This is a genomic window from Salibacterium sp. K-3, from assembly GCF_054052005.1.
In genome coordinates this window covers 231325-257845 of sequence record NZ_JBSVZE010000003.1, presented here as the reverse complement: position 1 = coordinate 257845, position 26521 = coordinate 231325, and the positions used below count along the sequence as shown (strand labels likewise).

General features: G+C 44.1%; 23 protein-coding genes. 14 read left to right on the top strand and 9 right to left on the bottom strand.

The window, feature by feature from the left end; translation table 11 throughout:
• Positions 1 to 7 precede the first annotated feature (7 nt).
• Positions 8 to 2152 carry a hypothetical protein gene (locus ACW9JV_RS16830; RefSeq protein ID WP_457336557.1) on the bottom strand — a complete coding sequence of 715 codons (2145 nt, stop codon included), beginning with the start codon at positions 2150 to 2152 and terminating at the stop codon, positions 8 to 10.
• A 368-nt stretch (positions 2153 to 2520) separates the two neighbouring features.
• Here ACW9JV_RS16830 and ACW9JV_RS16825 point away from each other — a divergent pair, with 368 nt between their 5' ends.
• A complete protein-coding gene (locus tag ACW9JV_RS16825; RefSeq protein ID WP_457336555.1) occupies positions 2521 to 4209 on the top strand; it encodes a hypothetical protein in 1689 nt (562 codons plus the stop codon).
• A gap of 65 nt (positions 4210 to 4274) precedes the next feature.
• Here the strand turns inward: ACW9JV_RS16825 and ACW9JV_RS16820 are convergent, their stop codons facing one another.
• The 5 genes from ACW9JV_RS16820 to ACW9JV_RS16800 form a co-directional block, all read right to left on the bottom strand.
• The gene (locus tag ACW9JV_RS16820) at positions 4275 to 4937 is read right to left on the bottom strand and encodes a response regulator (RefSeq protein ID WP_457336554.1); all 663 of its coding nucleotides are present in this window, start codon (positions 4935 to 4937) and stop codon (positions 4275 to 4277) included.
• 13 nt (positions 4938 to 4950) lie between these two features.
• Entirely contained in the window at positions 4951 to 7005 is a 2055-nt protein-coding gene (locus ACW9JV_RS16815; RefSeq protein WP_457337235.1) for a sensor histidine kinase, read from the bottom strand.
• A 423-nt stretch (positions 7006 to 7428) separates the two neighbouring features.
• Positions 7429 to 7602, bottom strand: coding sequence for a competence pheromone ComX (gene comX / locus ACW9JV_RS16810; RefSeq protein WP_457336552.1), 174 nt, complete (start codon positions 7600 to 7602; stop codon positions 7429 to 7431).
• Positions 7603 to 7629: 27 nt separating this feature from the next.
• Positions 7630 to 8574 carry a polyprenyl synthetase family protein gene (locus ACW9JV_RS16805; protein WP_457336550.1) on the bottom strand — a complete coding sequence of 315 codons (945 nt, stop codon included), beginning with the start codon at positions 8572 to 8574 and terminating at the stop codon, positions 7630 to 7632.
• Between the two features lie 729 nt (positions 8575 to 9303).
• A complete protein-coding gene (locus tag ACW9JV_RS16800; RefSeq protein ID WP_457336548.1) occupies positions 9304 to 11073 on the bottom strand; it encodes a sigma-54-dependent Fis family transcriptional regulator in 1770 nt (589 codons plus the stop codon).
• A gap of 343 nt (positions 11074 to 11416) precedes the next feature.
• Here ACW9JV_RS16800 and ACW9JV_RS16795 point away from each other — a divergent pair, with 343 nt between their 5' ends.
• From ACW9JV_RS16795 to ACW9JV_RS16750, 10 genes are all read left to right on the top strand, one after another.
• On the top strand, positions 11417 to 12886 hold the full coding sequence (locus ACW9JV_RS16795) for an aldehyde dehydrogenase family protein (RefSeq protein ID WP_457336546.1): 1470 nt from the start codon (positions 11417 to 11419) through the stop codon (positions 12884 to 12886).
• Positions 12887 to 12905: 19 nt separating this feature from the next.
• A complete protein-coding gene (locus ACW9JV_RS16790) occupies positions 12906 to 13295 on the top strand; it encodes a carboxymuconolactone decarboxylase family protein (RefSeq protein WP_457336543.1) in 390 nt (129 codons plus the stop codon).
• A complete protein-coding gene (locus ACW9JV_RS16785) occupies positions 13292 to 14164 on the top strand; it encodes an NAD(P)-dependent oxidoreductase (RefSeq protein ID WP_457336541.1) in 873 nt (290 codons plus the stop codon). Before ACW9JV_RS16790 ends, ACW9JV_RS16785 begins: the two co-directional genes overlap by 4 nt.
• Positions 14165 to 14181: 17 nt before the next feature.
• Positions 14182 to 14484, top strand: coding sequence for an EthD family reductase (locus tag ACW9JV_RS16780; protein ID WP_457336539.1), 303 nt, complete (start codon positions 14182 to 14184; stop codon positions 14482 to 14484).
• Between the two features lie 29 nt (positions 14485 to 14513).
• Positions 14514 to 15650, top strand: a complete 1137-nt coding sequence (locus tag ACW9JV_RS16775; protein WP_457336537.1) for a TRAP transporter substrate-binding protein — start codon at positions 14514 to 14516, stop codon at positions 15648 to 15650.
• Complete coding sequence (locus tag ACW9JV_RS16770) at positions 15643 to 16209, top strand: TRAP transporter small permease subunit (RefSeq protein ID WP_457336536.1); 567 nt, start codon at positions 15643 to 15645, stop codon at positions 16207 to 16209. Before ACW9JV_RS16775 ends, ACW9JV_RS16770 begins: the two co-directional genes overlap by 8 nt.
• Positions 16199 to 17506 (top strand): TRAP transporter large permease, encoded by a 1308-nt coding sequence (locus tag ACW9JV_RS16765; RefSeq protein WP_457336534.1) that lies wholly within the window; start codon positions 16199 to 16201, stop codon positions 17504 to 17506. Before ACW9JV_RS16770 ends, ACW9JV_RS16765 begins: the two co-directional genes overlap by 11 nt.
• A gap of 134 nt (positions 17507 to 17640) precedes the next feature.
• Positions 17641 to 18561, top strand: a complete 921-nt coding sequence (gene hpaI, locus ACW9JV_RS16760; RefSeq protein ID WP_457336532.1) for a 2,4-dihydroxyhept-2-ene-1,7-dioic acid aldolase — start codon at positions 17641 to 17643, stop codon at positions 18559 to 18561.
• A gap of 96 nt (positions 18562 to 18657) precedes the next feature.
• Positions 18658 to 18771: a symporter small accessory protein gene (locus tag ACW9JV_RS16755; protein WP_457336530.1), complete on the top strand. Its 114-nt coding sequence runs from the start codon at positions 18658 to 18660 to the stop codon at positions 18769 to 18771.
• Between the two features lie 2 nt (positions 18772 to 18773).
• Complete coding sequence (locus tag ACW9JV_RS16750; protein ID WP_457336528.1) at positions 18774 to 20375, top strand: sodium:solute symporter family protein; 1602 nt, start codon at positions 18774 to 18776, stop codon at positions 20373 to 20375.
• 61 nt (positions 20376 to 20436) lie between these two features.
• On the opposite strand, the gene ACW9JV_RS16745 is transcribed toward ACW9JV_RS16750, so the two are convergent.
• The 3 genes from ACW9JV_RS16745 to ACW9JV_RS16735 all read right to left on the bottom strand — a co-directional run bounded on the left by ACW9JV_RS16745 (position 20437) and on the right by ACW9JV_RS16735 (position 22584).
• Entirely contained in the window at positions 20437 to 21072 is a 636-nt protein-coding gene (locus ACW9JV_RS16745; protein ID WP_457336526.1) for an NAD(P)-dependent oxidoreductase, read from the bottom strand.
• Positions 21073 to 21141: 69 nt separating this feature from the next.
• Positions 21142 to 21552, bottom strand: a complete 411-nt coding sequence (locus ACW9JV_RS16740; RefSeq protein WP_457336524.1) for an Rrf2 family transcriptional regulator — start codon at positions 21550 to 21552, stop codon at positions 21142 to 21144.
• Positions 21553 to 21645: 93 nt separating this feature from the next.
• Positions 21646 to 22584, bottom strand: coding sequence for a formylglycine-generating enzyme family protein (locus ACW9JV_RS16735; protein ID WP_457336522.1), 939 nt, complete (start codon positions 22582 to 22584; stop codon positions 21646 to 21648).
• A 153-nt stretch (positions 22585 to 22737) separates the two neighbouring features.
• Here ACW9JV_RS16735 and ACW9JV_RS16730 point away from each other — a divergent pair, with 153 nt between their 5' ends.
• From ACW9JV_RS16730 to ACW9JV_RS16720, 3 genes are all read left to right on the top strand, one after another.
• Complete coding sequence (locus tag ACW9JV_RS16730; protein ID WP_457336520.1) at positions 22738 to 23505, top strand: GntR family transcriptional regulator; 768 nt, start codon at positions 22738 to 22740, stop codon at positions 23503 to 23505.
• Between the two features lie 163 nt (positions 23506 to 23668).
• Positions 23669 to 25291 (top strand): arylsulfatase, encoded by a 1623-nt coding sequence (locus tag ACW9JV_RS16725; RefSeq protein WP_457336518.1) that lies wholly within the window; start codon positions 23669 to 23671, stop codon positions 25289 to 25291.
• 44 nt (positions 25292 to 25335) lie between these two features.
• Complete coding sequence (locus tag ACW9JV_RS16720) at positions 25336 to 26481, top strand: TRAP transporter substrate-binding protein (protein ID WP_457336516.1); 1146 nt, start codon at positions 25336 to 25338, stop codon at positions 26479 to 26481.
• The last annotated feature ends 40 nt before the right edge of the window (positions 26482 to 26521 follow it).

Here is a 26521-nt window from a genome sequence, read left to right as displayed (position 1 = left end):
TCCCTCCTTAATCTTCGATATTCTTGAAGATTTCTTGTACGATATAGTAGCTTTGCTTTAACTCTTCGTCATAGTCCGCCTTCTGCCAGTTCTTCCAGTCATAAAGCGGGAAGTTCTGTACGGAGATTGGGGAGGATTGATTGTCGAATCCGTGCACCGTCTCTGAGTTATCAACGATCCATGGAACGAAGCGGATCCCATTACTATTTTCTGCAGGCATTTGCTGCGATTCTTCTTTTACAGAACCGTAACTCACCACCTCCTTGGTACTGGGGTCTGCGAAGCCAAGCAACGCCCACGGAATTTTCATTTCAACGACTTTCCCCTGATAGTCCCAGGAAGCTCGGGAATTCTGGGAGGAAGAGGCTTGTTCCATGCTGCCTGCTGATACTTCTTCAAAGGGCAGTACTTCATTTGATTCAGGAAGTTCCAGCTCATGACTTACGGCAAGCTGCCAGGAGTTCATGTTGTCCTCCTGATCATCACCGGCCTTGCTCCCGTATAATCGTTGATGAAAATCATAGCTTGGGGCGATTAGAACCTCGCTGTCGGTTTCATCTCCTAACCGAACCACGGTCTCCAATCCTTCATCCAAACGTTCCCCCGGCAGAACTTCTGGATTTTCCATTCCTCCGGCAAGAGTATGAACACCGAGGTAGAAGGTGTCTGTTGACAAATCGATGGATTCAGGAAGACGGGCAGCTGCATAGATATACCCTTCGTCTTTGGTTACCATCAACTCCGTTAAAGGAGTGGAAAGTTTTTCAACTTCACTTCCCTCCAATTTCTCCCAATCTTTTGTGGATCCATCTATGGTAAGCTCCTCATGTTTACTTGGGTACATTCCCAGCAGCCCGTAGGACATTTCCGCTGACAAGGTATTGAACCAGTAAGGACGCCTCCCTGGATTTTCAAACGGTATTGTGTTCCAGGTGTTTTTGAACCATTCATCCTGCCATGTAAAGATGATGGCCCCGGCATAATTTTCCTGGTAAATATGCTGCAGCATATCGGCGTTGTGCTTTCCCTGTTCTGTTTCTGTATGGCCTCCCTGATCCCGGCCAAGCGGTCCCGGATGGGCGTTTCCGCGGGAAGAAGGGACCCCGAACTCTGTAATCATTACCGGAATATCCTTGTGATAGTTTTTCAGCTCCTGCAGGTACCCCTTATATGTATCAATTTCTCCCTCCTCATTTTTGACATCATCATACTTGTCCGTGATTCTTAAGAAGTCCGGGTAATAAGGATAAGCGTGAAAAGAAGCAAAATAACCAGCTTCTCCACTCTTTTTTTTAATATTCGTTGCATCAACACTTACAGCATCCTCCATTGGCAGGGGTTCGCTTGGATGAGTAAGTGGATCCGTCGTTATCCAGTTAGTAAAGGTGACCGGGTGCTGCCAGCCTGCTTTTTTCTCCTTCTCTGCCGTATAGTTCATAAGTTCAGCCAGCCAGCTTTCAAAAACAGAAGCATCCGAAGAAGTTTGAAAAAACCTGCCGTCGAAATCGGTATTGCTGTGCTGCTTATTTGTATTTTCTACGATTTCAGGACTCCACTCTGTACCAAGGTGCCAGGCAGCCAGGTAAGAGCTGGCATCTGCGGAGTACTCTCCGCTTGCTTTCCCATCTTCAGCCGGCAGGACGGCATCTCCGTTAATGGCATCGATTGCGCGGGATATTTCTTCTTTGAATTGCTTTGTTGCTTCAGGTGATTTTGCGTCCTTTGTTTCCGCGAGTTTGTTCACCGGCGACCAAATACCCTGCATAAAATAGAGGGGGTTGTCCGAATGGTTTTGATTATGCTCTACTAATGCTTCGTAAAATTCTGGTTCGTGAATAGTGTAAATACGAATCGTATTAGCCCCCATTTGTTGAATTCTGTCGAACCAGCGAAGGTAATCTTCTTTTTTTATGGAGAGTTCTCCCGGAAAATGTCCAGGTAATGAAGCTCCCATATTCACTCCTTTGACAAAAAAAGGCTCCCAGCTGTTTTCTTTGTATATTTCAAGCTGATTTTCATTGGTTCGGAATTTTATTTGAGAACCATCGTCCGTTTGTTTGCTTTCTGCCTCTTTCATGGTTTCAGATGATTCACACCCCCCAAGAACGAGAAGCAAAAGGAGCAATCGAAGAACGGTACTGTTCCGTTTCATCCTTCTCATTACCTCCCCCGGCACCTATTTTTGTGTTAGAGAAAACTATTTCCTAGTTGAACATTCAAGGTTTGCATGATTAAATAGCGTTGTACTTTGTCCTCCACGTTTTTAACGCTAACATGAGGGGTTTCCTTCTTCATCGAAAACTGTATTTCGGAGGTGCGAATTTATCTTTCGGCACCCCTGGTTTATATTCAGACAGGAAGCATTTGTTATCCGTTTTGTGAATGTTTGGGATAAGAGGTTGAAAGTCGGATGAAAGACGGAGAAAACCAGCGCCGAGAAATCCGCAGAAATTTTGCGGAAACCCCTGAAAAACACCGGTTATTACCCGGGAAATGAAGTGAAAAATGGGAGGATTGGAAATGAAGAAACAATTGTCATTTTTTCTGCTGACTGTCACTGCCTTTTTATTTTTAACAGGATTTTCTAACTCCGAGGATTCCAAAAAGGCAATGTGGGTAGAGAACACGGACATAAGTGAAAACAGTGAATCAATTCTTGCAAAAGCGGAAGAAAACGACGTCAACGTATTATATGTAAAGATGGACGAGGAAATGACCTCAGATGTTTATTCCAGTCTTATTCGTGAAGCAGATCAGAAGGAAATCGAGGTTCATGCTTTAGGGGGAGAGCCTTCCTGGGCTCTGGCGGAAAACCAGCAGCAGATAATAGATTTTACAGAAAAAGTAAAAAATTACAATGACCGGGTGGCAGAAGGAGAGAGGTTCCATGGCATACACTTGAAAATACAGCCGCAGTATCTGCCTGAATGGTATGAAGATAAAAATACCGTCCTGAAGGAATGGAAGGATAATTTGAACACTGTTTTAGGCGGATTTTCTGAAGATGCCCTGCTTGAGTTAAGCAGTTCCATTCCTTTTTGGCTGGACGAAATGGGCACGCCGGGGAACCGGGACACGCCGTTTAGTACGTGGATGATCAGCCAATTCGACCACACGACGGTTTTAGCCTACCGTGATACTCTGGAAGGTCCAAATGGCATTGTTCGTTTGACGAAAAATGAATTTGAAGCAGCTGATAATCTTAATAAACAAATCTTAATTGGAGTAACCATGGCCGATACAGGACAGGATCATACGACGTTTTTTGAAGAAGGTCTGTCGGACATGAATATGCACCTCAACCTTGTGGATAAACACCTGGGGACATATGATTCCTATAAAGGAACGGCAATATATAGTTTTTCCAATTTGAAGGGGAAGGAAGACGATTCCACTGCGCCTTCAGAAGAAAGCAAAAACTATCGAGGGACCTACATCTGGGAAGCGGAGACCCTGATCAACGAAAAAGACAGAATTATTGAATTTGCGAAGGAGAAAAATATCAATCTTCTGTATACACGTTTGGATCTTACCCGCTCTCACAATGCTTATTCAGATTTTGTGGAAAAAGCTAATGCCGAGGGTATTGAAGTGCATGCCATGGGAGGCCATCCTTCCTGGGCCCTCAAAGAGGAAGAATCCCGGATGATGGACCTCGTGGAGTATGTAAAAACGTATAACGAGTCGGTAGAGGAGGGACAGAAGTTTTCGGGGATTCATCTTGATATTGAGCCGTATACCGAACCATCATGGGCAGAAAATCAGCAGGATATCCTAGCCCAATGGATGGACAATATTGAGTTATTTGTGAAGGAAACGAAACGAGAATCCAATCTGGAAGCCAGCATGGATCTGGCCATGTGGTTTGATGATACTGAAACGCCGGGACATCCTGATACATCTTTTAACGAATGGGTGATCGACAAAATGGACCATACCTCTGTCATGGCGTTTCGGGATAAAGCGAAAGGATCCGGAGGAATTTTGGATATGTCTCAGAATGAAGTGGATTTTGCAGAAAGCATCGACAAAGATGTTATTATTTCGGTGGAAATGAAACAAAATAAAACGAACCCTCATATTACCTTTTATGACGAGGGAGAAGATTTCATGGAGGAACAGCTGAACATCGTCGATGAAGAGTTAAACTCCAATTCCTCTTACCAGGGGTATGTCGTTCACGCCTACCGCTACTGGAAAAACCAATAAACAACATCGAAAAAACGGAGCTTGATTACGTTTCAAGCTCCGTTTTTTTGCGGGCGCCATAGTTATTACTCTGTTTCATCCGGGATAATTCCCCATTGTTTGGACTTCAATACAGCTTCAGCTCTGGTTTTGACCTGAAGTTTTTTAAAAATATCCGTCAGATTATATTCAATGGTGCGGGGGCTGTTATAAAAAATACTGGCAATTTCTTTGTTACTTTTTCCCTTTGCTACTTCGGTGAGAATCTCCTGTTCTTTGGAATTGAGGGAGATCTCATGTCCCTCTTCGATGGGGAATGATCCTGTTTCTTCGACCCGAACCTCCATTTTTCGTAACTGCCGAAACAGAGAAACAGGCACTACGGCTTTTCCATCTACGGCATAGCGAATGGTTTGAATAAGTTCTTCCCGGGTCGATGTTTTGCTGATGAAACCAGAGATACCAGCTTCTATCAGGGTGTTAAAATAGGGCCCTACCTCGTGACCGGTATAAATTAAAACAGGGGTCTCCCGATCCATCCCGCGAACATGTTTTGTTAACTCAATCCCATTCATTCCCTGCATGCGTAAATCAAACAGCATGAGGGAAAAGTCTTCATGATGAATAATATCGATAGCCTTTCCCGGACTGTCAACGATGGTCACCTTTATATCTTCTTCCTTCTCAATCATAAGTTTTGACCCTTCTCCGACTGCCGGGTGATCATCGACTAACAAAATGCTGATCATGGTTGTCCCTCCATTACATTACTTCAAAATAGTGTGTGAATTCCTGTTGAGATGGAAATAAAATAACAACTTCCAGCCCTGATCCTTCCGGGGAAAGAATTTCGATTGTTCCATGAATGCTGTTCACACGCTGTCGGATGCCGGCCATCCCCATCTTTTTCGTCGATTGGGCTTCTCCTTTCGAGGACAGTCCCACGCCGTCGTCTCTGTATGTCATAATAAACTGGTCTCCTTCATTTCTCACTTCAATATCGACACGCCGGGCTTTGGAATGCTTGGCTGCATTATTTAATAATTCCTGAACAATTCGATAGAGAGCCAGAGCCTGTTCATCTCCAAGAATGGAATTGAAATCACAGGAGGTAAACTGTATATCAAAACTTTCACGAGCCTGATAGTGTTCAACCAGATGGGAAAGGGCTTCGGCAATACCAGTTTCCTTTAAAAAAGGAGGCCGCAGTAAGGTGCATGTTTCACGGACCTGCTCAACCACGCCAAGCAGACCTTGCTGCAGTTCTGATAACTGCTTTTTTAACGAATCGGTAAGCTGTTCCTGAGCAAGCAGCTCCTCCACTTTTCGATACCAGATTAACTGTTCCTGCAAGGCAGAGTCATGTAAATCATAAGAAAGCCGGGCCCGTTCTTTCTCAGAGAGTCTGAACAGTAGCCTTAACATCCAGGGAGGCATGGTTTGATCGTTATAAAGGGATTGATTCAATTCTTCTGTGACATCTTCGAGAATCTGGAAATTTTCATAAACAATGCTAGTATAGTGCACAAGTACTTTAATCCAATGCTGCTCATCCTGATTAAACGGGGTGTGATTCACTTTCTGTTCGATCCACAGAAGCTGAATGGCATGATGCTGCTCACTAATAATGCAGCATAAGCCGTCTTCCATTATAAATTGAGAGCCTATGGTTAATAGGGATTGGTTGTGTCTTAAATACATCTCTATTAAGTATTTCGGATACTCCTCTTCCCCGGAGGACAAGCGGGCTGTCCCTTCTTTTTTGGAGTATGTGATAATAGACGAATGCTGCACCGGAAGAACTTCTTTTATCTCTTGGATGAGTCTATCGTTTAACTCGTGCTTTTTTAAGATTTTTGCTACATCATGGGAGAATCGATCCAGACTGATTTCATAGTTATGTTGATGTTTGAAGAGGCTTCGGATATTCAGTTTATCTTCTAAGTAGAAAAATAAGATAAACGACCCGTAGGTGAGAATAATGAGCCTGGCCCATTGAATGTAAGTTAAATTAGTAAAAAACATAGCCAGACCAATCACAATCCCTGTCAGGATAAGGGATTTAAATGCATAATAACGAAGCCGGCTGTTGATAAAATCAATATCAAATACTTTATTCGTTAACACTAAATACAGAAAGAATACCGGCAGGACTGTGAGAAAAGCTGCTGTAATCGATGCAGGCAGCAGTTTTATATCAAACAGGGTGCCTGGAAGAGCCGTCAGAAAGATAAATGGAAAAAAGGAAACAATGAGACTGAATATGGTGTTTTGAAATATCGTTTTATGGATCGTTTTACGAAATTTTAAATAAGAGTAAACAAGGAGGCAAAATCCAAACAATATCTCAGCCGAAAACAGGAGCAGCTGTCCGTTCCGGATCCACTCATATATGTTACCGATATATATAAAATTGGACAGCCCATCTAGAAAAACAATACATATATTGAGAACATAAAAGATTATAACAACTTTCCATTGGATCAGCTGGATGTGGTACTTTAAAAAGTATAGATAATGGAAGTGTAAAAATAAAACAGGAATCATCATGAGAGAAAAGCTGTTCACAATACGGGCAAACGCATCCAGCCTTGCAGAAGCTCCTGCACTTAAATAGCAAAATCCGACTGCTGCCAGGAAAGCAATGAGAAATACAGCTATGGGTTCTCCGCGTTTTTTCCAATAGATATACAGGGAAAATCCTGATAGTATTAAAAATACACCCAATGGCAGCAGCATGTGGTATAAGAAGGTATTAAAATGAAGTGGATTCTCCACTTTATATTCGAGTTGATTACCGTCGCGCAGAACTGTCATTTGTTCCACTCTGCTAATAACTCCATACTGTTGAACGGAAGAAAAAGTAGAGGGAGTCTCCCCGTTCACTTCCAGAACAATGTCTCCTGACTGAATATTCCGCTGCGCGGCCCATCCAATTGGGGTTACGTTCGTAACTTCCCACTGTCCCTCATTATTTTTCTTTACGTCCAGCCCTCCGTAAGTCTCACTGATGGTTATGTAAATGAGATAAAAGGCGGTGAGAGCACTGATGAGTAAAAAAAAACCAACCGGAAGCGTTTCATATCACGCATTTTTTCATTCCCCCAGCTATAGCTGCTTTTTTTAGTTTTCATCCGAGTAAAAAAAACCAGAGGGACTCTGGCTTTTTTACACGGATAAAAGAAAAACATCGGCAGCCGCAGTTGGCGGTATGCCGAGTTTTTCTTAAACGTAGATTATTTATTTCCAGTAAGCTTTTTGAATGTCTATTCCCTGGAAATCCTTATCTGTTAACACATCGACAACAGCAGCTTTTTCTGTCTGCGACATGCCGGCTGTATTCAGTTTGTCTTCTTTAAACCTTTCCAAAAGGTGAGGCTGTTCTGCTAATTGTTCCACTACTTTTTTTAACATAAGAATCCTCCTTAAGGTTCTGTAGATTTACACTTGTTCTATATACTCTTGCATACGGTTTTTCCAACCTTGACTTACCCGAAGTTCCTTCATTTTATCAATAGCTTTTCTTTGATAGACACGCTTCAGCACACGCATATACAGGATGACTGGAGAGTCATGTATCCAATGGAACAAGGATTCCTCCCTCTCTGCCATAAACGCTTGATCCACGTTTCCTGCATAATAATCCTGTATCCACCGGGCTTGTTCGCCGCTTTCTTTGGAAAGGAGCATGATAGGCAGCGTCCATTGTTTCTGCAGCAAATCATTTTTTGTATCCAGACGCAGGAGCCCGTCCAAATCATTGGCTAATTGTGCTGTCACTCCAAGATTTTCCGAATATTCCTGAATCAAAGCCAGTTCATTCTGGTTGGTTTGGCAGAATACGGCTCCGATGAGAGTAGAGCAGGCCATGAGGGATCCAGACTTGTATTTAATCATCTGTAAAAACTCATCCTCTGTGTGATAGAGGTGTTCGAGATCCTGGTGCTGCCCTTTTACTGCCTGTAAAACTTGTTGATAAAGGTACTGAAGGGCAAAAGACTTCAAGTTGTCATCATAAGGAGCTTGTTTTAAAACAAGCATACTTAATGTTAAAAAACCTGTGGATAGATTCATGGAAGTAGAAAATGGAAAAGTAGACCACGGTTTTTCATCGTCATCTTGATCCTGCAGATCATCCAGTATGTCCAAAGCCAACATTAAAAACTCGACTGCCGCAGATACATGGAACATGCCATAGCTCTTTTCACACTTGTCGATGTGATAATGCAGCTGGGTTAGTTCTGAGAACAAAAATCCTTCTTTCATTTTATAGAAGATGAATTGGGCTGCATTTTCTTTGAGATCATGATCATTCAGGTACGTATTCACCATCTCAAGCATCACATCTTTTGTTTGATGAAATGAATAATCTGGAACTTTTTCCATAAATCACTTCCCTTTCAATAATATGTGTTATTTTATAATTCGGGTTCAGCTTATCACAACTAGGCAAAGTGTAAAATGGTAAGATAGTATTGCGCAGATAGTTAAAAAACTTTGGGTGTTCAAGTATTTTCGTTCGTAAGATTCATTATTGAAAATTTACATGCTTATTTTCTTTTTGTAATATTTAAAAATAATAAATGCAGAAGATATATCGGAAAAGTTATCAATGAAATGAAAGGGATGATAGGGGAAGACTGACCGAAAATTTTTTCTTTCTTTTCATCAAATTGTAAATTAAATTTTAAACACTTGTAATACTAAGTTCTTTATGTGAATGAGGAAGGTGGTATTGTAAAGAACATAATTTCCGGAAAAGGTAGTAAAACATTATATGCATAGTTTCCAAAAAATGAGAGATAAGTATGGTTTCTATCATAAAAAGAAGAAGAAAAATGAAGGGAAGTTTTTATGAATTTTTGTTCTTTTTTTTTTAAAAAGGGAAGTTTTCGTTGTCAAAGAACAGGAGGCGTATAATAAATTAATTTCATTTTCCTGGTAATAAGCTAGTTAGGAAGATAATATTTATTCTTGTAATCATATATGAAAATGTTTAATGTAGGTAACGTTTAAAATTTGTCACCCCCTTACTCGATTCCATTTTAAGAGATGCAATTATTGTTTATCCAGTTCAGCTGAATAAAGGCACTGTTTCCTCGCCGCGTTTATCATTTACCGGATTAACTGATAATGCTCTATTTTACGGTATAAACGTTTCCTGGTAATATTCAGCTGCTCTGCTGCCTGTTTAATATTACCGTTTGTGAGTTCCAGTGTCTTCTGGATCGTTTCTTTTTCCACTTCTTCAAGGGTCATTCTTGCAGAGCCGGAAGTATGGTTAACGTTTCGACGTGCCGGAAGCTGCAGATCTTCTTCGGTAATGATCCCTTCTTCGGCCAGAAAACTGCCTTGATTTAAGACACTGATTAATTCACGGATATTGCCGGGCCATCCATAGCTGTTCACGGCATATCCCGCCGCGGAGCTAAGCTGACTTAATGGATTGATATCATGTAAAAAAGCATTCGCCAGATACAAAATATCGGTGCGTTCCCGAAGCGGTATAAGATTCAAGATTATACCTTTCAGCCGGTAGTACAAATCGGAACGGAATTGTTTTGAATCCACCTGTTCCTGCAGGTCGCAGTTGGTTGCCGATATCACCCGTACATCAATGGTTTTGGTATGATTGGACCCCAGCGGTGTAATTTCCTGCTCCTGCAGCACGCGTAATAGGACCACTTGCGCCTGGAGCGGCAGTTCCCCGATCTCATCAAGAAAAATAGTGCCCCCATCCGCTGCTTCAAATTTACCTTTTTTACCTTTTGGATCCGCACCGGTAAAGGCTCCCTTTTCGTATCCGAATAACTCGCTTTCCAGCAGGTGGGAAGGAATAGCGCCGCAATTTACCGTGATGAACGGCTTGTGTTTTCTGTCACTGTGGGAGTGGATGGACTGGGCAAACACCTCTTTGCCCGTGCCGGTTTCCCCCTGCAGGATTAAAGGAAGATCGGTGGATGCCGCTTTTGAAGCGAGTTTAATCTGTTTTTCCACATGTGGACAATTTCGTTTAATATCGGCGAATGTATACGTAGAAGCTGGCTGCTTGTTTTTCTCCAACGCGGTAGATTTTAAAGAGTAGGAGCTCCACCATTTATTACGTTTGTCACTAATAATTTCTGCAGGGTATTCATTGTGATACAGCCGTCCCACACAGTCTCTGCCAAGAAGACGTTTTGCAGATTCATTCGCACGAATAATGTAAGAATCCTGGTCCAGCGAAATAATAGGATCATGATAGTGATCCGTGACTTGATACAGTTCCCGAAAAGCAAGAATCTTCTCGTTTGTTACGTCCTGAAACATGAGTTTGTGCTGGATGCTTTCAGCAGCCAGGGTTCCTACAGTCAAGACGGAATCGTTAAAAAGAGAAGCAAGGCTGTAAATATTAATAACACCAATAGGATCTCCGGCAGGCGAAATAATTGGTGTAGCTGCACAGGTCAATGCAGCATTTTCTTTATAGAAATGTTCGTCCCCAAACAGGACAATGGGAGACTGTTCTCTTAAAGCGATTCCTGCTGCATTGGTACCTTTATAATATTCATTCCAGTTAATACCTTCCTGAAAATTTCCTTTCTGTTTTAATTCAGCTAATTCTTCTCGGTCCTTCAGGTAGGTACTGCCGGTTGTATATACGACATGCCCATTGCGGTCCAATAAAGAAGCAACATGATCATGATGAGTTAAAAAAGGAAGAAGTGCGTTTAGAACGGGTGCAGAGTACTGCAGTAGTAATTCGTTTTCTTCTTTTAATTGTTTTAATTGATTAGTGGTAGGGTTTTGAGCAGTAGGGGAGGCTGCTGGTTCAAGTTTTCTCTCGAGACAACGATCCCACGACTGTTTAATTAATTCATCTCTAGGTATGGCAAGTTCATCCATATATGAATACCTCCCACAAAAGAAAGCGTTTGCAAAAATTATACCATTAAATCCTTGAATGAAAAATATAAAATGATATATGATTTGAAAAAGTGTGTTGAAATCATACATACTATGTTGATTTTAGTTCAAATTTTTTCAACAGTTCCTCTGTTCTAATAACTCACCTTATTTTCTGTAATGTTATTTGAAAACTGGGTCATAACATCACAGTTATGTGTCACAATGACACACTTTCTCTTTGCCTTCTGCCCTATTGAACAAGGTCATCGACGGTGCTGAGAAGTTGGCACAATCTTTGCATTAACATAAGGGTGAAAACAATAAGGGAGGAAGATACCATATGGGTTCTGATTATCAACTATTTATTGGAGGACAATGGGTAGAAAGTGTTTCAAACGATACAATAGCATCCATTAATCCAGCTACGGGAAGTGGATACGTGACAGTAGCCGAAGCAAAAGAAAAGGATGTCGACAATGCTGTAAGCGCTGCCAGAAAAGCGTATGAAAGCGGCCCGTGGGCTGATATGGCACCGGGAGACCGTGGTCGTCTGCTTTACAGTATAGCTCAGAAATTAAAGGAAAATGTAGATTATTTAGCGGAAGTGGAGTCCAGAGACAATGGTCTTCCCATTAATGAGACAAAGTTCATTGCTGTTCCGGCGGCGATTGATGTGCTTGAATTTTATGCCGGGCTGGCCAATAAAATTCAGGGTGATACCCTTGCATCCCCGGATGATAGATTTAATTATACGTTGAAAGAGCCTCTAGGTGTAATTGGTGCCATTGTTCCATGGAATCATCCAATTATGATCTCGATGTGGAAAATCGCACCAGCACTGACGGCAGGTAACACCATTGTGGTTAAGCCGCCGGAACAAACCCCTGTCAGCATTCTTGAATTGGCACGTCTGTTTCAGGAAGCCGGTCTTCCGGATGGTGTGCTGAACGTTGTACCAGGAGATGGTCCTCACGCTGGTGCGGCATTATCTTCTCATCCGGATGTAGACAAAATAGCCTTTACGGGATCGACGAATACAGGACGGGTCATCATGCAGGCTGCCAGTAAAAATCTAAAACCAGTAAGTCTGGAGCTTGGAGGGAAATCTCCTAACATTGTATTTGAGGATGCTGATCTGGAGCAGGCGGTAAATGGATCGATGTTTGGCATTTATTTCGGCCAGGGACAGGTTTGTGCCGCGGGATCCCGCTTATTTGTACAAAACAGTATATATGATGAGTTCATGGAGAAATTCAGAGAAAAAGTACAGAAAATTAAGATTGGGGACCCGCTCGATGGTTCCACTCAAATGGGGCCTCAGGTCTCGCAGGCTCAGCTGGAACAAATTGAGTCCTATGTTGCTTCCGGTGTGGAACAGGGAGCATCGATCACGGCAGGCGGTGAACGCCGGTCAGGGGAAAACGGCTATTATTATACCCCGACCATTTTTGAAAACGTTACCAATAATATGACCATTGCCCAGGAAGAAATATTCGGTCCGGTTATCTCCGTTATTCGATTTGAAGATGAAGAAGACGTACTCAATAAGGCGAATGATACCATTTACGGTCTGGCCTCCGGCATGTGGACCAATGATGTAAAACGGGCTCACCGTATGGCAAAGAAGTTACAGGCCGGAACAGTCTATGTCAATACGTTCAGTATGCTGGACAGCGCAGCTCCATTTGGTGGAACAAAACAGAGTGGTTTTGGACGGGAACTCGGTATGGAAGCTCTGGATATGTACACAGAGACAAAGCATGTCTGGGTGGATTTAAGTGACGAAGGTTTGAATTGGTACGGACTGTAAGAGAAAGGTGGAAGAAAAAATGTCAGAAGAAAACATGTATGCCGAGGGAGAAAAGAATTTCCGCAGTTTATTTGGAGATGAACGGGTGGATGCAGTATTAAACAATGTGAACTCGTTTGACGATGAATTTCACCGTTATTTACTGGAGTATTGTTTCGGGGAATTATGGGGGAGAGAAGGGCTTGAATGGAAGCAGCGCAGCTTGAACAATCTATGTCTTCTTATAGGTTTAAATCGTCCTAATGAATATGAAACGCACCTTCGTGGAGCTATTCGTAATGGCTGTACCGTTCAGGAAATTAAGGAGACACTGCTCCAAGTCACCGTGTACGCAGGCATACCAGCAGGTGCGGAAGCTTTTAAGATAGCTAATAGAGTATTTGAAGAAGAGGGGGTGAATGTAGAGTGAGTATATCCAAGGTAGGTTTTATTGGTCTGGGAATGATGGGGGCTCCAATGGCAGAGTGCCTTGTAAAGGACAACTTCGAAACGATTGTTTACGATGCTGCAGGAACAAAAGAAAGGGCTCCGGAAGGAACACATGCTGCTGAAACTCTCCAACAGATGGCAGAAGCAGAAGTTGTGTTAATGAGTCTGCCAAAAGGTGAAGCTTCTGTGGCTGTATCGAACCAACTGGCTGCTCTGGCCGACAGTTCGATAAAATATGTTGTCGATTTATCAAGTATTGGTGTTCCTGCCGCCCAGGAATGTTACCGGATTCTGCAGCCGCCCGGGATAACATATGTAGACAGCCCTGTGAGTGGAGGACAGAGAGGGGCGGCTTCAGGAACGCTGACTCTCATGACAGCAGCAGAAGAGAAACGCTTAGAAGGTATCCGACCGGTTCTTTCAGCTTTCAGCACGAACATTTTTCATATAGGAAATGAAGCCGGTCAGGGTCAGGCTATGAAATTAATTAATAATTACCTTGCTTCCTCGATATTAGCAGCAACAAGTGAAGCGGCAGCAGCCGGAGTGAAGGCCGGATTGGATATGAAACAAATGATAGAAATCATTAATGTCTCCACAGGAAGCAGCTTTATGAGTAAGCACGTGTTTATGGAAAGTGTGATTCCCGGTTCATTTGACGCCGGTTTTGCCAGTTCCCTGCTGCTGAAAGATTTAAAATTGTACGGGGAAAGTATTGGGGAAGACACACCTTCGGACATATTCCAGACGGCGCTATCAATGTGGGAAGAATTTGAAGATGCCCACCCGGACTCCGATGTGTCTGAAATATATAAACATCTATTAAACGAAAATGTTTCTGCTGAATAACGGAGAGGAGGATCGATATGTATCGGTTAAAGGTTATGTATCCACATCCGGACGACCCGGAACATTTCCGCCGGTATTATGAAGAGCATCACCTTCCTTTAGCTCAGACCCTGCCTTATTTGAAAGATATGAGGTACGGAATCGATATAGAAGGAATGGAGGAACCCAGTCCATATTTCTGTATGTGGGAAGGTGATTTTAACAGTAAGGCGGATATGGAAAAGGCACTGGCCTCTGACACGGGAAAGAAAGTGGCCGACGATGTATCCAATTATGCGACCGGTGGAGCTGTATTGGTTAATTATGAGGTGAAAAAATAGCTTGTTAGTCAAAAAAGGGGGAATCATCATTGAATTTTAAAAAGAGGTTATTTACAGGGGTATTGTTTATATTGTTCGCAGTTGTTGCAGCTGCCTGTGGCGGCGGTGGAGAGCAATCGGAGGAATCCGGGTCTGAAGAAACAAATGGCAGCGGATCTGAAAGCGGTTCAGACGAATCATCCGGTGAATCAATGGAATTTCAATTCGGCCACATGAGCTCTCCACAGCACGTACAGCATACCGGAGCTATGGTTCCGTTCACAGAAGATGTAGAAAGTTTAACGGAAGGACGCGTAACGTTTGAAATGTATCCAGGCGGGGCCTTGTCGTCGGAAGAAGAGACGTATAATAACACCGTTGATGGAATTATGGATGCCAGCTGGGCTCCGGCCGGTTATGCTCCGGGACAGTTTACTACACATTCGGTGATTAATTTACCGTTTGTAGCACAGGGGTCAGCAGAACATGTCAGTAAAGTCGCGCAAAAATTATATCAGGAATTCCCTTCTATTCAGGAAGAATATGAAGGTGTGAAACCAATGTGGTTTCACGGTACGGACGAGTACGTCATTATGACAAACGATGTTGCTGTAGAAAGTTATGAAGATGTAAAAGGACTTCAATTGAGAGCTCCCAACCCGGAAGGCGCAGATATGATTGAAGCATGGGGAGCAACCGCTGTGTCACTGCCGGCGACAGAAGCTTATGAAGCCTTGCAGAAAGGAACGGTTGATGGAACGGTTCTGCCAATCTCTGCACTGAAGGATTTTGATCTGTATGATGTTATTGATTATGTTACGCATGGTAACTTTACGAACAGTGTGTTCTGGACGGCGATGAATGAGAACAGCTGGAACAGTATTTCTGAAGACGATAGAGAGGCAATCAAAGAAGAACTGATAAAGGCACCAATGACCAAAAGAGCCGGTGCTGCATTTGACGGGCGGTCTGAACAGGCAAAACAGGAAGCCGAAGAAGCCGGAATTGAATTTATCACACTTCCTGACGAGGAACTGAAGAAATTTGAGGAGGGAGGAACCGGTGTCATTGATGAATGGATTTCCGGACGTAAAGAAGCCGGTGTACCGGGACAGGAAATCTACGATAGAGCAGTTGAGTTGATGGAACAGGAAGAAATCAGCTTAGAGGAGGGCAGTGATGAGTAATAACAAAAGAGGGTCCTTTGGTGCTGCGGCATCTAAGGACCATTCCCCTCTTGAAAAGGCAGTAAATAAACTGGAAACTGTTGTTTATTATATCAATGCATTTTTTCACGACATATCCAAAGTACTTCTTTTATTTATGATGCTGTTGATAGCAGGAGATGTTACAGGACGGTACTTTTTTAATACGTCCATTGCGGGAGCTCATGAGACGGCCGGACTTGCTCTGGCTGTCATTGTATTTTTCAGTTTAGGTTCCACGCAGATTGCAGGCGATCATATATCTATCGATTTTTTGGTGAAACGATTTCCACGGAAACTGCAGGAAACCATTCATTTGGTATTTAACATGGTAATTATTGCACTGCTGCTCTTTACCAGCATTCAATTATTTCAGTCGTCTGTTCGAGCCTATCAAGGTAATGAACAAACGGCTGATTTAGATCTGCCCATATACATTTTTCAAATCATGGGGGGGATAGGGATTATTATCTTTACTCTTCCTTTTGTCCTGTCGATTCTACAAACACTTATTAAGGTGGTACACAAAAATGGCTCCTGAGATGATTGGCATACTAGGTCTACTTTTGTTATTGGTGTTGATTTTTCTTCAGTTTCCAGTAGGGCTTGCTTTGTTTGTCGTTGGTTTTCTGGGACTTGTCCAACTTTCTGGATGGCATGTCGCAGTTTCGCAGTTAAGTACCTCTACTTTCAGTACTGTCAATGATTACAGTCTGAGCGTTATTCCCTTGTTTGTATTAATGGGAATGTTTATGACCAACACAGGGCTTGGCCGGGATTTATTTGAAGCGGTGGATAAATGGATGGGACATTTGCGCGGTGGTTTGGCTATGGCGGCAATCGGTGCAAGTTCTATTTTTGCTGCAATATCGGGGTCTACCAATGCTACTACGGCTACATTGGGGCGGGTTGCTATTCCTGAAATGGATAAATATCATTACAATTCATCATTTTCTGCGTCTGCCGTTGCAGCCGGGGGAACGCTTGGGATATTAATACCTCCAAGTGTTATTTTAATATTGTATGGAGCATTGACTTCTGAACCTATTGGTCCATTGTTGATTGCCGGACTGGTACCTGGAATCGCGCTTGCCCTATTATTTATGCTTACACTTAATGTACAGGTTCGCCTGAATCCGGATAAAGCGCCGCGAAAAGAGGAAAAAGTTCCGTTTAAAACGAAAGTGAATTCACTTAATAAAATATGGCCTTTTCTAGTCATTTTTGTGATAAGTATAGGCGGCATATATTTTGGTGTGTTCACCCCGACAGAAGCTGGCAGTGTCGGAGCTGCGGCTACATTTCTTTTAACATTGCTTACAGGCAAATTGAATTTCACCAAACTTCGTGCATCCTTGGATGAAGCGATCCGTTTATCGGTGATGATATTTATTATACTGATAGGCGCTACGTTATTCGGCAGGTTTCTGGCTTTAAGTAAAATACCCATGCAGCTGGCTTCCAATGTAGCATCACTGGAGCTGAATGATTACATTATTCTTTCTTTAATTCTCATTGTTTATATTCTTCTGGGAATGTTCATGGAAGGCATTGCTATCATGGTGCTGACTCTTCCAGTTGTCTATCCTATCGTGACACAGCTTGGTTTTGACGGTGTATGGTTCGGTGTCATTATTGTGATGGCTTTGAATATCGGCCTTCTCACCCCGCCGTTGGGTTTAAGCGTATATATTATAAGCGGTATTCTGAAAGATACACCTATCGAGCGAATATTTAAAGGTGTAATGCCGATGGTTATTACCATGCTGATATTTATGGTTCTGCTTGTTATATTCCCCGATATTGTTACATTCTTCCCCAATTTAATGAATTCTTGAACGGCACCATGTAAGAAAATCTCCGATTTCATTTACTTCGGAGATTTTAATATTTTTTCTTGTAATCATATATGAAAATATATATAATAAAACTATAAATAATATGAAAGCGATTTTATTCAGGAGGTATCGTTATGGCAACGAACTATGAAGAGGTAAAGTCCAGACTGCGTGGCTCGATGGCCCCGGTCATCACCCCGTTTACCAAAAATCACGATGTCGATTACGAAAAACTGGCGGAGCTGATTGAATTTCAGATAGACAACGGCAGCCATGCCATTTCGGTCACCGGCACGTCCGGAGAACCGAGCTCTCTCACAGTGGAAGAACGGGAAAAGGTGATGGAGACAGCGGTCAAAACAGCAGACGGCCGTGTGCCTGTTGCTCCTGGTACAGGGTCAACCAACCACGCCGAAACGATGCGGCTGACGAAAAGCGCGGAGGACATGGGGGCGGATGCAGCCCTTGTGATTGTGCCGTATTACAACAAACCGAATCAGGAAGCGCTCTTCAAACATTTTAAGACGGTCGCGGATTCTGTGGACATTCCTATTATTATTTACAACATCCCGGGGCGGACGGCGCAGAACCTGCAGGTGTCGACCCTGGCGCGGCTGAATGATGCGTGCCCGAATATCATCGGAGTGAAAGAATCCAACAAAGACTTTGAGCATGTGAACCGGGTGCTGCTCAACTGCGGCAGAGACTTCCTGCTCTTCTCGGGGATTGAGCTGCTCTGCTATCCGATGCTTGCGATCGGAGGCGCCGGCTCCATCAGTGCTACGGCAAACGTCCTCCCGTCGAAAGTGGCGGAATTGCATGATGCCTGGTTTGACGGTGACGTGGAACGGGCGCAGGAACTTCATTATGACCTGATGCCGTTAAATGATGTGCTCTTTAAAGACACGAACCCGGCACCGGTTAAATCGGCGCTCGGCATGATGGGTAAAATAGAACCGGAGCTGCGCCTTCCGATGGATGTTCCTTCGAAAGACCTGCAGCAGGAAATCTATGAGACGTTAAAGCAGTATAATATTACGGCGCAATATGCATAAACCGTACATGCAGGAGAAGTGACCATTTCTCCTGCAGTTTTTCCTTCTTTTGAAAGCGTTTCATATGACAGAGAACATCAGGAAAGGAGCAAGGTTATGTTTGGAATGGAGAGCATATCCGCATTGTCAGGGTGGCTTGCAACGATATTATCAGCTGTCTTCTGTGTTATTTACGGTCTGGTGAATTGGAATAAGGGAGGGGAGGACTAGATATGGAGTTGTCTATTTTTATTCCCATATTAATTCTGTATCTGGCCCTCATGAGTTTTCTGGCGTATTATGGTTACCGGAAAACGGTGACAGAGGCTGATTATCTGGTTGCAGGTGGTAACGTTCATCCCATCATTATGGCACTTTCATATGGAGCCACGTTTGTGAGTACGTCTTCCTTAATCGGATTTGGAGGCACTTCTTCGATATTCGGGTTTGGACTGTTGTGGCTGTCTGCGATGAATATTTTCATTGGGGTGTTCATTGCGTTTGCGGTGTATGGAACCCGGATACGGAGGAGGGCTAAATTATTAAATGTGTATACATTCCCTTCGCTTTTAGGCGGCATGTATGAATCAAAATTTGTCACGATATTTGCCGGCGCCATGATATTTATCTTTATGCCGGCATACACAAGCATCGTGTTGATCGGCGGCGGAAGGTTCATTCAGGAGACAATGGGCATCAACTTTAACGTCGGCCTGCTCATATTGGCTCTTATCGTTGCGATTTATGTATTGAGCGGCGGATTGAAAGCAGTCATGTACACCGATGCTGTCGCAGCGGTTATTATGGTGGTTATGGCAGGGATTCTGCTGTTTGCCGCTTATCAACAGGCAGGCGGCATCATTGCAGGTCACCATGCGCTTTCTTCCATGAAAGATATGGTCCCTTCAAATCTGGCAGAGCAGGGGCATCAGGGATGGACCTCCATGCCGGCACTGGGATCACCTCAGTGGTGGACGCTGGTGAGTACATTGATCATGGGGGTCGGCATCGGGGTGCTGGCTCAGCCTCAGCTGGCAATGCGCTCGATGACGGTGAGCAGTGACCGCTCGTTATATCGTTCCATTGTTATCGGCGGCATTGTGATTTTCTTTTTAGCTGGCGGCGCCTACATGATTGGTCCGCTCAGTAACGTGATTTTCAATGATCTCCAGGGTGTTCTTGCAGTAGAGGCAGCAGGCGGCAATACCGATCTGGTCATGCCCACGCTGATTAATGAAATCATGCCGGACTGGTTTATTTATCTATTTACATTAACGGCTATTTCAGCGGCCCTTTCAACAATCAGTTCACTCATTCATGTTCAGGCCGGTTCCTTGAGTGAAGATATTCTTAAAAAGCTGAACATCACTTCCGTGTTCAACGGCAAAATCAGCATGTCCCGTCTTGGGGTATTGATCGGCATGGCAGCGGCGATTGCGCTTGCCTACGTGCTGCCGGGCGGTGTGATCGCACAGGCGACCGCTTTCTGGTTCGGCATCTGTGCCGCGGTCTTCCTGCCGGCTCTGACCGGAGGACTGTTCTGGAAAAAGGCATCTAAAGCCGGAGCAGAGGCAAGCATCGTCGTTGGATTTCTGGCGAGCACGAGCGGCTTTTTGTTTTTCCATGCGAAAGAGGCGTCAGCTATCGGATTGTCGGAAGCCCTTTTCGGAAAAACGACGCTGCTTCCTTTTCCAATGACACACATTGATCCATTGTTTTATGCGTTTCCTCTTTCTGCACTAACGTTTATCGTATTTAGTCTGCTATCGTCTAAAAAAACAGCAGGGAAAGACTACGGTGATACACAGCTCAACGAGAATGCGGAAGTACAATAACTAAAAAAACGGAACAAACGGCATAGTACCGAGTGTTCCGTTTTTTTGTGGCAGCAGATGTTTATTGTTTTTCGCCGATGACCGTATACCGTTCGTTAAGATGCTCCTTGTTTTCAAGTTCATCGAGGACAGCGATGGCATAGTCGGCATAGCTGATATAACTGTTTCCTTCTGAATTGGTAATCAGGTGGTCTTTGCCTTTCTGGTACGTGCCGGTGCGTCCTCCTTCATAGTCAAATTCCACGGCCGGGCTGAGGAACGTCCAGTTCAGATTTTCTGCATGCTGAAGTCTGGAGAGGGCTTCGGCCATGCCGCCGGCCATTGGCTTGATCGCGTCCGGGAAGTCCGGCGTATCGATGACCTGTGTGGTCTTGTCTTCATCGACGTACAGGCTCGCCGCGCCGCCTACGACGAACAGGCGCGTGTTTGTGCCCTGGAGCGCTTTGGTGAGGACATCGGCCGCGTCGATATGGGGCTGTCCCTGATCAGGCGTTGTGCCGAATGCGTTAACGACAACGTCAAAGCCGGACAGATCTTCCTGTGTCAGGTTGAACAGGTCTTTTTCGATAACCGGCACATCATGTGTAAGCTTCGAACGGTTGCGTACAATGGCCGTTACGTCGTGGCCTCGCTGCTGTGCTTCTTTTAAAATAAGATCTCCGGATTTGCCTGTTGCTCCGATAATACCGATCTTCATGAATTATTCCTCCCAGGATTAAAATATGTAACTGCATTTGTTACAGGGAACGGGTAAAAAAACACCTTTTCAGGTATAAAGGTGTTCCATTGTTTCTGCCAGTGTCTGCCGGCAAAGTTCATCTTTCATCGCCTGCTCCGCCCGCTCAAAGCTTTCATTCAAGGTCCGTTGGATGTTCTGTCCGACGGGACAGTCAGGATTCGGGCTGTCATGGATGGAAAAAAGCTGTTCCTCAGCAAATACCGCTTCATATACATCCAGAAGGGTAATGTCCTGCGGTGCTTTGAAGAGAGCAGCTCCCGGCGTGCCAGGTGATGATTCGATCAGTCCGGCTTTGCGGAGCAGGCTGGAGAGGCGGCGGATGACCACAGGATTGGTCTGCACGCTGCCAGCGATGTACTCGGACGTCAGCCGGTCATGAGGGTGAGACGCCAGCAAGGACAAGATATGAATGGCCACACTGAGCCGGCTGTTAATCATGATGCATCCCGCCTTGTAACAAAAATAGTTACATTTATAATTTTATTATAATTGGTGAAAACGGCGGAGTCAAATGATCCATTTGAACGGTGTTCAACCCGTGACACACCTGAAACCCATATTGCCGGCTGAACTGTCCGGGGTATTTGAACTTCTCGCGGCTGTTCGGTAGCGATTACAGTAGGAATGGTGACATAAATAGGATCCCCCTCGAATAGCTCTGGCTTCCCCGAATTGCTGCTGCCGGCGTTGGTGGAACATATTGCTGCACCATTCCCATACGTTGCCGGAAACGTTATATAGTCCAAAACTATTCGGATAAAAAGCATCTACAGGAGCTGTTCCTATATATCCATCCAGTCCTTCGTTGTTTGTCGGGAAGCTGCCCTGCCATATATTACAGTAATATTCTCCGTGCGGGTGAAGCTCATCACCCCACGGGTATTTTTTCTGGTTTAATCCGCCGCGGGCTGCGTATTCCCATTCGATCTCATTTGGAAGTCGTTTGCCCGCCCACTTGCAGTAAGCAAGGGCATCATTATAGGAGACATGAATGACAGGATGGTTCATTCGATCGGAAATATCGGACCCTTGGCCTTCCGGTGAAAACCAATAAGCATCTTTAACCGGAAGCCACCAGGGTGTGCCGGGAAGCCGGGCATTTAACACTTCCGTTTTTTTTTGGTTAACAAACTGGTAAAAAACAAACGACCAGCGGAACTCTTCTGCTTCCGTCGTATACCTCGTCTCTTCTACAAACCGTGCAAAATCTTCGTTTGTGACGGCGAACGGATCAATATAAAAAGAATCTACGGATACTTCATGCACCGGGCCTTCTCCATCCGCTGGAAATCCTTCTTCATCATTGGTTCCCATCAGAAAACGTCCACCAGGAATGTATACCATATCTGCTCTGTCCGCTTTTTTGACTGGAAGGTTTTCCTGTTTTACCGGGTCCTTGTCCGATTTGACATCGTTGGGTGAACGGGATGCGGAACAGCATGGGCTTTGGGTGTAAAATTCGTTGTTCATTTGAATCCCTCCGTAAAAAATGGCTTCATGGAAACGCATACAAAAAAACAAAAAATATATTGACAGTTGAATATAAAAAATTATAACATTAATACAAATCATAATACAAATATGCTTTTACAAGTTACCGGATGTACCAGGAGGGAACCAATAATGGACAAAACATCTGATTCTTCTCAACGTTCCGTAGATTTTGAAAGCGGGATTCCTCTGCATCTTCAGGTGAGAGAAATTATACGGGAAGAAGCACTCAAAGGAAATTTAATTGATGAAAATGGGAAAATGCCCACCGAATCCGAGTTGACGGAGCGATTCAATGTCAGCAGAGTCACGGTGCGAAACGCACTGCAGAACCTGGTGAAAGAGGGGATGCTGATAAGAGAAAGAGGCCGCGGCACCTTTTTGAAAACAAACCAGGCAGAAAACTGGGTAGGTCGTCTAATGGGCTTTACAGAAACGATCCGGGAAGCTGGATACAAACCGGATGCAAGAATCCTGGAAAAAGGAATGACGGAAAATTTAACCGAACAAATGAAAAATGACATGAATCTTCCTTCGGCTTGGGCGCTGAAAAGACTCCGCTATGCCGATGATATCCCCATTGCCATAGAACACGCTTTTTTTCCGCCGGATATCGGCTGGAAACTTGATCAAGAAGATTTAACGTCGATTGCGATGTATCGTTTTTTTGAAGAAACACTGGGAATGCCGTTGAAGGAGGCACGACAGGCTATTAGTGCCGTTAACGCCAATGAGTATGAAGCGGAATGTCTGAATGTGCAGCAGAATCAAGCGTTGTTGTATATTGAAAGGCTGTCCTTCTCCGAAGATAAAACGCCGGCTGAATTTTTGAGAGCGGTTTACCGGCCTGAATATTTTCAATATATGGTGCAACTCTCGAGAAAAGTATCTTTTTGGTAACGAGGAGGGCCAATCAAGGTCCTCTTAGCCGCTTTTTATTGAAAACGCATCCATAATATTTTTTCTGTATATTGCCAATATTCAAATTTTATTTGAGGAGGTGCTGCTTTTTCATTTTTTCATGAAAAGCTTGAATGGCAATCATAAAAGGAGGTAGTCATCAATGACAGATAAACCAAATGTGCTTTTGATTCTAAACGATGATATGGGGTATTCGGATATTGGTTGTTACGGCGGAGAGGTGAACACTCCCAATCTGGATGGATTGGCGGAAAACGGTTTGAGAATGTCACAGTTTTACAACACAGCGAGATGCAGTCCGTCGAGGGCGTCCCTTTTGACAGGGCTTCATCCGCATCAAACGGGGATTGGAATATTAACATATGACACCGGACCGGAAGGCTATGCCGGAAATTTAAATGACGAGTGCGTCACGATTGCTGAGGTCCTGAAAGATGATGGATATAAAACGTATTTGAGTGGGAAGTGGCATATTGCCAGCAGTCTGAACGAACCTTCAGATGCCTGGCCGCTGCAGCGTGGATTTGACCATTTTTACGGAACCATTATCGGGGCCGGGAGCTTTTATGATCCAAACACATTAACGCGGGGCAACGAAAATATAGAACATGAACCAAAAGAAGATAAAGACTTTTTTTACACCGACGCAATCAGTGACCAGGCGGCGGATTATATCAGGGACCATGCGGAAAAAAATCCGGGTGCTCCTTTTTTCCAATATGTGGCGTATACAGCTCCACATTGGCCGCTTCATGCTCACGAGGAAGATATCGAAACATACAACGGTCGCTTTGATAAAGGGTGGGACCGACTGAGAGAAGAGCGGATGCAGCGTTTGAAAGACATTGGTCTCATTGATTCTTCCTGGGATCTTTCAGAACGGGATCCAACCCAGCCGGAATGGAAAGAGGCGGAGAATAAGGAATGGCTGCTTCGTTGTATGGAAGTGTATGCCGCCCAAATTGACAGAATGGATCAAGGTATCGGCAGAATTATCGATTCATTAAAGGAAACAAATCAGCTGGATAACACTGTTATCATCTTTCTATCTGACAACGGGGCCTGCGCAGAGGATATACCGGATCATGTTACAGCTGAAGAGCTGGTGGACCAGTTGCAGATCGCTAAAAGATATACCCGGGACGGGGAGGAAGTCAAGTTCGGGAATGATCCTGAAATTATGCCGGGGCCTGAAAATACCTATCAGAGTTACGGCCAGGCTTGGGCAAATCTCTCCAACTCCCCGTTCCGTTTATATAAACACTGGGTGCATGAAGGAGGAATATCGACACCATTTATTGTTCATTGGCCGGAAGGTATTGAAGAAAAAGGAACTCTTCGGCACACCCCTGCGCACTTACCGGATGTAATGGCCACTATTGTTGATATCACCGGCGCCGACTATCCGCAAACCAGAAAAGGGCGCTCCATTCTGCCGCTTGAAGGACAGAGTATGATGCCAATTTTTCTTCAGGACAGGTGGGATGTAAAACCTCTTTGCTGGGAGCATGAGGGAAATGCTGCGGTACGCATAGGGAAGTGGAAACTGGTTAGAGATTATCCTGGAGACTGGGAACTATATAATATGGAACAGGACCGCACAGAGTTGCATGATCTGGCAGATCAATATCCAGATAAAGTAAAAGAAATGAGTGCCGAATATGAAAAATGGGCAGAGCGGTGTCGTGTTGTCCCAAGGGAAAAAATTCTGGATTTGATGAGAGAAAACGGTGCGGCAGCATTTTGGGAAAAAGAAGATCTTTAATTTATAGGAGATAAACTCATGAAAAACAAGAGGGGGAAGATGTAATGAAAAGAAAGTCGGTAATATTTCTTATGGTGGTATTTCTGATCTCGGGATTGATCATGGCGTGTGGTTTAGATACAACAGAAGAAGATTCTTCTTCGGAAGAGAACGATGGTTCAAGTAATGAAGGTTCTTCAGAAGAAACATCGAAAGGAAGCGCGGATCAGGAAGCAGAGTACACGTTCGAGATGGCTAACGTTTTGCCGGAGGATGATGTAACCGGTCATGGGTTGAACAAATTTGCTGAAATTGTACATGAAAAATCAGATGGGAACATTGAAATCCAAATCAGCCACGGTGGTCAGCTTGGTTCAGGAGTGGAAACCTTTGAAGCTGTTCAGAACGGCAATCTGGATTTTGCGGCGGACTCCTTTGCAAACCTTGCTACCATAACCGATGCTTTTGAAATTTTTCATCTGCCGTTTTTATTTGAATCCAGGCAGCAGGCACTAAGTGCAATGAATAGTGAAGTGGTTCAGGAACGGGTGAATGAAGATTTATCGGAAACCGAGTTAAAATGGTTTTCCACGATGGAAATTGGAGGACCGAGAGAAATCGGAACATCTAATAAAAAAGTGGAATCCATCGAGGATTTAGAAGGAATGACGTTCCGCGCTTCAAGATCTCCCCTTGAGATCGCAGCTCAGGAAGCATGGGGCGCCCAGGGGCAGACAGTAGACTGGCCGGAAACGCCGGAATCCGTGAGGCTGGGAATGGTCGATGGATTGACGGTGCCCTATGCGAGCTTTTATTCTGCAGATTTTCATGAAGGCGATCTCATCAATTACATGGCTGATGTGAACTTTCAGTGGTACTCTCTGGTGACAGTGGTAAACGATGAGATGTGGCAGGAGCTCCCGGAAGATGTTCGTAAAATATTGAATGAATCAATAGAGGAAGCGGAAGAATGGCATGTTGATTTCGTCGCGGATTATATTACGGAAAATATTAATGAAATGAGAGAAGCCGGAGTGGAAATATACTCCTGGGATGAAGCGGAATACGAAGAACTAAAACAGGTGACCAAAGACGAGGTTTGGGGTGAATTTGTCGGGAAACCGGGCATTTCACAGGAGAAACTTGACCTTATCCAGGAAGAAATGGGTCCTGTCGGAGACGGCGGATGGGGCTATAAGATTTCTGAATAAGTAGCAGGGAGAGAAAGAGCGTGGCGGAAACGTTTTTCCG